Annotated in this window: 7 protein-coding genes; 5 read left to right on the top strand and 2 right to left on the bottom strand. The window is 36.1% G+C overall.

The annotated features are described in order from the left end of the window. Window positions 1-298: 298 nt before the first annotated feature. The 4 genes from CD31_RS00560 (at window position 299) to CD31_RS00545 (ending at window position 5,407) form a co-directional block, all read left to right on the top strand. On the top strand, window positions 299-1,492 hold the full coding sequence (locus CD31_RS00560; RefSeq protein WP_004233780.1) for an ornithine--oxo-acid transaminase: 1,194 nt from the start codon (window positions 299-301) through the stop codon (window positions 1,490-1,492). An 83-nt stretch (window positions 1,493-1,575) separates the two neighbouring features. Next, on the top strand, window positions 1,576-2,820 hold the full coding sequence (locus CD31_RS00555; RefSeq protein WP_004233781.1) for a Glu/Leu/Phe/Val family dehydrogenase: 1,245 nt from the start codon (window positions 1,576-1,578) through the stop codon (window positions 2,818-2,820). Between the two features lie 367 nt (window positions 2,821-3,187). After that, entirely contained in the window at window positions 3,188-4,351 is a 1,164-nt protein-coding gene (locus CD31_RS00550) for an iron-containing alcohol dehydrogenase (protein ID WP_036074920.1), read from the top strand. 357 nt (window positions 4,352-4,708) lie between these two features. Continuing rightward, window positions 4,709-5,407, top strand: a complete 699-nt coding sequence (locus CD31_RS00545) for a hypothetical protein (RefSeq protein WP_036074919.1) — start codon at window positions 4,709-4,711, stop codon at window positions 5,405-5,407. Window positions 5,408-5,460: 53 nt separating this feature from the next. Here the strand turns inward: CD31_RS00545 and CD31_RS00540 are convergent, their stop codons facing one another. Continuing rightward, window positions 5,461-6,444 (bottom strand): cation diffusion facilitator family transporter, encoded by a 984-nt coding sequence (locus CD31_RS00540; RefSeq protein ID WP_016994403.1) that lies wholly within the window; start codon window positions 6,442-6,444, stop codon window positions 5,461-5,463. A 14-nt stretch (window positions 6,445-6,458) separates the two neighbouring features. Then, entirely contained in the window at window positions 6,459-7,181 is a 723-nt protein-coding gene (locus tag CD31_RS00535) for an MgtC/SapB family protein (protein ID WP_016994404.1), read from the bottom strand. A 133-nt stretch (window positions 7,182-7,314) separates the two neighbouring features. Here CD31_RS00535 and CD31_RS00530 point away from each other — a divergent pair, with 133 nt between their 5' ends. Continuing rightward, window positions 7,315-8,214 (top strand): DMT family transporter, encoded by a 900-nt coding sequence (locus CD31_RS00530; RefSeq protein WP_036074915.1) that lies wholly within the window; start codon window positions 7,315-7,317, stop codon window positions 8,212-8,214. The last annotated feature ends 181 nt before the right edge of the window (window positions 8,215-8,395 follow it).

The following is an 8,395-nucleotide window of genomic DNA, read 5'->3' as shown; positions in this document are numbered from 1 at the left end:
TACCTACAACTGCATATGCAAGCTAAAACAACTTCAGAAATGCTTTAATTTTCACATTGACGTGAGGGCTTTTCAAAGTAAGTAGAAATTAAGGCATTTTAAATGAATTTGTGACACTTCTCCAGGTAACACTACCCTGGCTAAAACCGTAGACATCCATGACGTAGTTTACTGTGGAGAAGTTAGCAAATTTATCGTTTGAATTGTTGCTAAATTTTTAATCATTCTACTTATAGTGATACATAGTCCCTTTCTTCTATAAAGTTTTTCAACATGATTAGTAAGGAGAGAATAGGATATGACAAAAACTCAACAAGTTATTGAACAAACACAAAATTTTGGTGCAGCAAACTATCATCCACTGCCAATCGTTATTTCAGAGGCTGAGGGTGCTTGGGTTAAAGATCCAGAAGGCAACAAATATTTAGATATGTTATCAGCTTATTCAGCTGTAAACCAAGGACACCGTCATCCAAAAATTATCGCTGCTTTAAAAGAGCAAGCTGATAAAGTAACGTTAACTTCGCGTGCTTTCTACAGCGAAAACCTTGGTGAATGGTATGAGCTAGTAGGGAAATTAACAAATAAAGAAATGGTATTACCAATGAATACTGGTGCTGAAGCAGTAGAAACTGCGTTTAAAGCAGCTCGTCGTTGGGCATATGATGTTAAAGGCGTAGAAGAGGGTAAGGCTGAAGTTATTGCATGTAATGGTAACTTCCATGGTCGTACAATGCTAGCTGTATCTTTATCTTCTGATGAAGAATATCGTCGCGGTTTTGGTCCAATGCTACCAAACGTTAAATTAGTAGATTATGGTAACCTTGAAGCTTTAAAAGCTGCTATTACACCAAACACTGCTGCATTTTTAATTGAGCCAATTCAAGGTGAAGCGGGTATCGTCATTCCAACAGAAGGCTTCTTAAAAGCAGCTCGTGAACTTTGCCGTGAAAACAATGTTCTATTCATTGCTGACGAAATTCAAGCTGGTTTAGCACGTACAGGTAAAATGTTTGCTTGTGACTGGGAAGAAGTAGAACCAGATATGTATATCTTAGGTAAAGCTCTAGGTGGCGGTGTATTCCCGATTTCTTGTGTGGCTGCAAACCGTAGTATTTTAGGTGTATTCAATCCAGGTTCACATGGTTCAACTTTCGGAGGCAACCCTTTAGCTTGTGCAGTTTCAATTGCATCTATTAAAGTTTTATTAGATGAAAAATTAGCAGAGCGTTCACACGAACTTGGTGAATATTTCAAAGGCAAATTAAAAGAAATTAACAACCCAGTTATTAAGGAAGTACGTGGTCGTGGTTTATTTATCGGTATGGAGCTAACAGAAGCAGCTCGTCCATACTGTGAAAAACTTAAAGAATTAGGTCTATTATGTAAAGAAACACATGATACAGTGATTCGTTTTGCACCACCACTTGTGATTTCTCAAGAGGATTTAGATTGGTCAATTGAACAAATTGAAAAAGTATTTAAACTTTAACAAAATGTTCACATTTTAATTCGGAAGTATGTTACAATGATGCCGATAACTATCATTAAAAAAAACAAAGAGGCGATTTAATAATGTCTGAAAACTTAAATCTTTTCACATCAACACAAGATGTCATTCAAGATGCTCTAAATAAACTTGGCTATGATGAAGCAATGTATGAATTACTAAAGGAACCGCTTCGCATGCTACAAGTGCGCATCCCAGTAAAAATGGATGATGGTACAACAAAAGTATTTACTGGCTACCGTGCACAACATAATGATGCTGTAGGACCAACTAAAGGTGGGGTTCGTTTCCACCCACAAGTGTCTGAGGAGGAAGTTAAAGCGCTTTCAATGTGGATGACATTGAAATGTGGTATTGTCGATCTACCATACGGTGGTGGTAAAGGCGGTGTCATTTGTGATCCTCGTCAAATGTCTATGGGCGAAATTGAACGCTTAAGCCGTGGCTATGTTCGTGCGGTAAGTCAAATCGTAGGACCAACAAAAGATATTCCTGCGCCAGACGTATTTACAAATGCACAAATTATGGCATGGATGATGGATGAATATAGCCGTATGGATGAATTCAACTCTCCAGGCTTCATCACGGGTAAACCACTAGTACTTGGTGGTTCTCAAGGTCGTGACCGTGCGACTGCACAAGGTGTTACAATCGTAATCGAAGAAGCAGCAAAAAAACGTGGTATTGATATTAAAGGTGCTCGTGTTGTTATTCAAGGATTTGGTAACGCAGGAAGCTTCCTTGCGAAATTCATGCATGATTTAGGTGCGAAAGTAATCGGTATTTCAGATGCTTATGGTGCACTTCATGATCCTGAAGGTTTAGATATCGACTATTTATTAGATCGTCGCGATAGCTTTGGAACAGTAACAACTTTATTTGAAAACACAATTTCTAACAAAGAATTATTAGAGCTTGATTGTGATATTTTAGTACCAGCTGCTATTGAAAACCAAATTACTGCTGACAATGCACATAATGTGAAAGCAAATATCGTAGTAGAAGCAGCAAATGGTCCAACAACAGCAGAAGCAACTAAAATCTTAACAGAGCGTGGCATTTTACTTGTACCAGACGTATTAGCCTCTGCAGGTGGAGTTACAGTTTCTTACTTTGAATGGGTGCAAAATAACCAAGGTTATTATTGGACAGAAGAAGAAGTGGAAGAGCGTCTATACAAAAAAATGGTTGAAGCATTTGATAATGTATATACAACAGCAACAACACGTAACATCAACATGCGCTTAGCAGCTTACATGGTAGGTGTTCGCCGTACGGCAGAAGCTTCTCGCTTCCGTGGTTGGGTTTAAGTAAAAATAAGCTAATGAGTCATTCCTATACTAATGGGATGACTCATTTTTTTCATTTTTATTCGATTGAAGAAGGTGATCTAGACGCTGTTCTAATAGCATCTTTTTTTCGTTCCTTATTTTTTTGATTTTAAAAAATCGTAACAGGAAAAAGCCCAAAATTATAGTTACGACAACAATTACAATAATAAGCATGTGCAAAAATTCCTTTGATTTTATGTAATAAAAAGTACTATACAACTATTACCTGAACAAAATCTGAACAGTTTGAAGCAACTCTTTAGAAATAGCAAAGCGATGACAGCGTGTAATCTTTGCTTTCTCTAGCATAATTATGAGAAAATCCAACTAGAAAGGGGCGAATTAGATGGATTCATTTACTTTTTTTAACCCGGTGAAACTACATTTTGGTGAGGATGCACTTGAAAAATTACCGAAAGAATTAGAGCAATTTGGAAACAAAGTATTAGTTGTATATGGTGGCGGGAGTATTAAAGCGAATGGTGTATACGATGCTGTTATAGAAAAATTGCAACTCGCGGATAAAACCGTATTTGAATTAGGTGGTGTAGAGCCAAATCCACGAGTGGAAACAGCTAGACGAGGTATTGAGATATGCAAAAAAGAAGGAATTGACTTAGTTCTTGCTGTTGGTGGTGGTTCAGTAATCGATTGTTCTAAATTAATCGTTGCTGGCGCGAAGTATGATGGCGATGCTTGGGATATCGTGACACGTAAAGTGTTAGTAGAACAAGCCCTACCACTAGGAACAGTGTTGACACTTGCTGCTACAGGTTCAGAAATGAATGCTGGATCTGTGATAACGAATGCCGCTACAGAAGAAAAACTAAGTTGGGGTAGTCCAGCAGCCTTCCCGAAATTTTCAATCCTAAATCCAGCATATACAGTGACTGTACCTAAAAATCACACTGTGTATGGAATTGTGGATATGATGTCACACGTATTTGAGCAATATTTCCATAATACAACGAATACTCCTATCACAGATGAAATGTGTGAAGGGGTATTGCGAACGGTTATTACGACAGCTCCAAAATTAGTAGAGGATCTAGAAAATACAGAGTTACGTGAAACCATTTTATTAGCAGGGACAATTGGTTTAAATGGCTTCCTATCAATTGGTTCACGAGGGGATTGGGCATCTCATAATATTGAACATGCTGTATCTGCTGTTTACGACATTCCACACGCAGGGGGGTTAGCTATTCTTCAACCACATTGGATGCGTTTAAGTGTACCAGTAAATCCTGAGCGTTTTGCAGGTATAGCCACACGTGTATTTGGAGTCGAAGCAACAGGCAAAACAGTAGAAGAGGTTGCTTACGAGGGAATTGATCGTTTATCTGCATTCTGGACATCATTAGGGGCGCCTAGTCGTTTAGCTGATTATGATATTGATGATTCGAAATTCCAGCAAATAATAGATCATGCAATGCAAAATGGCCCGTTTGGAAACTTTAATAAATTGCAAGGGGAAGATGTAAGAACTATTTTACAAAATTCTCTTTAATACATCATGTATGAGGCTATGCTTATAGCCTCATATTTTTTTGTTGCAAGGTTAAGAAAAATTAACGATAAGTGTTGAAATTTGTCGTAGAAGTTTCTATAGTCCTGCAATATAATAAAATAGATAGATATAAAAGTGGTTAATAATATATTTTTCTTTGTTTTAAGTGATAAAAGTCACGTTTTTTATTGAGTCATTCAACCTATATTGTGAATTATTTAACTATGAGGTAATTTTCGAATGATAGAAAAGAATAATTTTTTGTCATAATCACTCACTTCGTGTAGTGATGTTCAGAAGTTGTTCAGCCACCTTTACTAAAATAATGACAATATTAAACAAAGAGGAGAGGATCAAATGTTGAAACAATTGCTAGAGAACCGTATTGTTACATTAAGCTGTATAGAAATGCCATTTCAGCAACACGTTTATAAAATGCAAAATTGTGTAGAAGTATTGGGTATAGAAGCGAAATCATTGCAAATTGAAAATGATAAAATTATCACTGGATACATTGTAGATCAAAGCATATTTTTTAAAAGCTTACGTTTTGGGCAAACGAATGTTATTTTTTCGGATGGTGTAAATAAAGCAATTGTACAATTATTTGTTCGTCCTTTTGGAGAAATTGTTGTAGAAGTTAAGCCTTATTTGGGGGGTGCTGAAATTGTTCCTGTTTATTATCGAACAATTTTAGCGGATACGGCTATTGCAATTGATTTAAAAGGTGCTTTAAAACATTATTTGGTAGCCCATCAATTCATGAATATCGAAGATTCAATTGCTGAAGTCCATTATCAATCCATGCATCCGAATGTATTAAAGGATTCTTTTGCAGGGAATTTCGTATTGGGCTGTCATGTGGATGGCAGAGATATATTAAATGCCGAAGAATATGCATTGGCTAATCGTCAAGCCTCCTTACAATTTTCCAAAATCGTAATTCAACAGAATGGTAAAAGACAAACGATTGCCTGTAATAAATTGCTTACTTTTATGATTACAAACCATGTCTATGTTGGTTATGAGGATATTCCCAATTTAAAACTAGTATAATAAATAGCCAACTGCCTGAAATATGGCAATTGGCTATTTGTCTGTATAAAGTATTACATGGAGTTATTTGGCTTTTCGCCAACGTGTATCCAGCTTGTTTTCCCGTCATCTTCGTCGAATAAAATAGCTACTTTAGATACTCCTTTTTGGCTTAGGATTACTTCTGTTAAATGATCGCGAACATCATCTAAAAAGGCTAGCGATAAATGGGGATCAGCTTCAGCTACTAATTCTACATGTAAAAATTCCCCTTCTTTAATCACTTCAAGACGCACAATATCTTTAATATTCGGATCCTCCATTACGAGGTGAGCGATATGGTTTAACATCTCTTCATCTGTCTCACCGATGACACCACGTGCATTATCGAGGAATACCTTACCAACTACATAAAACATCATGGCCCCGATTATCATCGAAACAAGTCCTTCTATTCGACCCCAACCTGTAAAATAAGCAATTAAAATTGCAGCAAAGGCTAAGAAGTTGCCTCCAGTAGCAACTAAATCTTCCATAAAAACTAATTTTGTTGCCGGTTTTGCTCTATTCAAGTATGGGAATGCTTTGGGAATAGATGCGATACCTGCTTTTTCTTGACCTGCTTCATGTAGCACTTCTGCAGCCGCTTTAGCTAGCACTGTCCCTTCTAAAACAATCCCGATGAATAATACGCCTAGGGCAATCAGTATGCCGCTAGATTCTCCTGTGGGATGAATAAAATGATGCCAACCTTCTTTTATTGTTTCATAAGAAAGTATAGCTACAATTATTACAGCGAAAAGGCATACTAAATTGACAATACGACCAAAGCCACCAGGAAATTGTTTGGTAGGTGCCTTTTTAGAGAGTGCTGAACCTATATACACAAATAATTGGTTTGCTGCATCGCCTAGAGAGTGCATCATTTCTGCAAACATTGCAACGTTACCTGTAAAGAAAAAGGCGATTCCTTTAATAATTCCTAAAAATGCATTTACAAATGCAGCCATTAGTGAGGGTTTGTTACCGTCTTTTAGTAGTTTTAATAGTTCTGCCATAAAAAATCCTCCAACTAGTTTAAAATTTCCATTTCGATTTTTTCTATATAAGATAGTGCTCGTAATGAACGATAAAATGACAACAAATTATCCGAGACGATTAAGGAAAGGCGTAAATCTAACTCATGTAAAACACTATCATTTTTTAAGTGCACATCTTTAATGCGTATGTTTTCAATGATAATGTTGTTGTCCTTTAAAAATAATAGAAATGATTCTGTATGGTTGTCATCATCAATTTGAACTTTTAATAGAATTTCTCGCATACGAATTCGCTTTGGTCCAATTTTCATAAGAAAAGGTGATAGTACCTCAATTCCAAAAACAATGATCACAACCGCTAATGTTGCATCCATGTAAAATCCCGCCCCAACCGCAATACCGATACCAGCGGCTCCCCAGATCATAGCAGCGGTTGTTAAACCCGTAATGCTGTCATTGCCGCGTCTTAGAATGACTCCTGCACCAAGAAAGCCAATTCCACTGACAATTTGCGCGGCTAAACGAAGAGGGTCCATCGTAATGTTGATATCTTCTCTTGCGGGGGTTGAGTAGGCTGTTTCAATGGAGATAATCGTTAATAAGCAGCTGAAAGTAGCAATCACTAAACTTGTTTTTAATCCAACTGGTTTTTTCTTTAATTCCCTTTCGATACCGATTACTAAACTTAATGTGGCTGCAATAACTAATTTTATGCCAACTTCATATGTAATCATATTTTCCAATAATGTTTCCATACACGACCCTCCATTGATATTTCGTATTGCTAAGAGATATGCAAACTGTCATTATTATATGTGCATCACTTTTTTGTATTGTACAACATGGAGGTAAGGACATATAAGTATTTTTTCAGGGAGGTGGGGTTTTATGGAACAGCCAAGAATTCATCCATACATCCCAATTGTAATTGGTGTAATTTCAGTATCGATGTCAGCTATTTTTGTGAAATTAGCATCGGCGGAAGCGGGAATTATAGCATTTTATCGCATGCTATTTTCCGTTTTAATCATGGCGCCATTGTTTTTAAGAGGATATACAAAGGAGTTAATAACCTTAAAAAGACGTGATTGGCTATTTTCTTCCGTTGCGGGGATTTTTTTAGCATTTCATTTTATATTATGGTTTGAATCACTCAACTATACTTCAGTAGCAAGTTCAACAGTTTTAGTAACGCTACAACCGTTGTTTGCATTTGTGGGCACATACTTCTTCTTTAAAGAGAAAATAACGATGAAAACAATCATAGCAGGATCGATTGCAATAATAGGAAGTGTTTTAATTGGTTGGGGCGATTTTAAAGTAAGTGGAACAGCCTTTTATGGAGATGTACTAGCACTCATTGCTTGTGCACTAGCAACTGCCTATTTTTTATTAGGACAGGACGTACGTAAGAGATTATCCTTGGTAACCTATACGATGGTTGTATATGTTGTGAGTACCATTACTTTATTTATATATGTATTGGTTAAAGGGGAATCTTTTGGACCATACTCTTCGATGGATTGGATATGGTTTATCTTATTAGCATTAATACCAAATTTACTTGGTCATACTTTGTTTAATTGGTCTATTAAATATGTTAGTACGAATGTTGTTTCAATAGCTATATTATTTGAGCCTGTAGGAGCTGCTCTTTTAGCTTTGGTGATATTTAAAGAGTATTTAATCATGACACAAATCATTGGTGGATCGATTGTATTAGCAGGAATTCTATTGTTTGTAATAGATATTAAAAAGATTTTTAATTTTTTTATGAAAAATGCTTGATTTTTTAAATGCTATATTATATATTATTACTTGTCCTTAACAAGAAGGAACGCTTGAAAATAAAATTTTTAAAAAGTTGTTGACTTCTAGTTGAGAATGAGATAAGATAATAAAGTCGCTGAAAACGACTTAAATAAAAATGAACCTTGAAAACTGAACAAGCAAAACGTAATCAATAAAG

Origin of the sequence: Lysinibacillus boronitolerans JCM 21713 = 10a = NBRC 103108 (assembly GCF_000772935.1) — a bacterium.
Taxonomy (GTDB): domain Bacteria; phylum Bacillota; class Bacilli; order Bacillales_A; family Planococcaceae; genus Lysinibacillus; species Lysinibacillus boronitolerans.
Note: the sequence above shows the minus strand (reverse complement) of the source record. Positions and strands in the feature narration are given on the sequence as shown.

Coding starts and splice junctions, on each gene's coding strand:
- CD31_RS00560 (WP_004233780.1), top strand. CDS start 299: ATGACAAAAACTCAACAAGTTATTGAACAAACACAAAATTTTGGTGCA.
- CD31_RS00530 (WP_036074915.1), top strand. CDS start 7,315: ATGGAACAGCCAAGAATTCATCCATACATCCCAATTGTAATTGGTGTA.
- CD31_RS00540 (WP_016994403.1), bottom strand. CDS start 6,444: ATGGCAGAACTATTAAAACTACTAAAAGACGGTAACAAACCCTCACTA.
- CD31_RS00535 (WP_016994404.1), bottom strand. CDS start 7,181: ATGGAAACATTATTGGAAAATATGATTACATATGAAGTTGGCATAAAA.
- CD31_RS00550 (WP_036074920.1), top strand. CDS start 3,188: ATGGATTCATTTACTTTTTTTAACCCGGTGAAACTACATTTTGGTGAG.
- CD31_RS00545 (WP_036074919.1), top strand. CDS start 4,709: ATGTTGAAACAATTGCTAGAGAACCGTATTGTTACATTAAGCTGTATA.
- CD31_RS00555 (WP_004233781.1), top strand. CDS start 1,576: ATGTCTGAAAACTTAAATCTTTTCACATCAACACAAGATGTCATTCAA.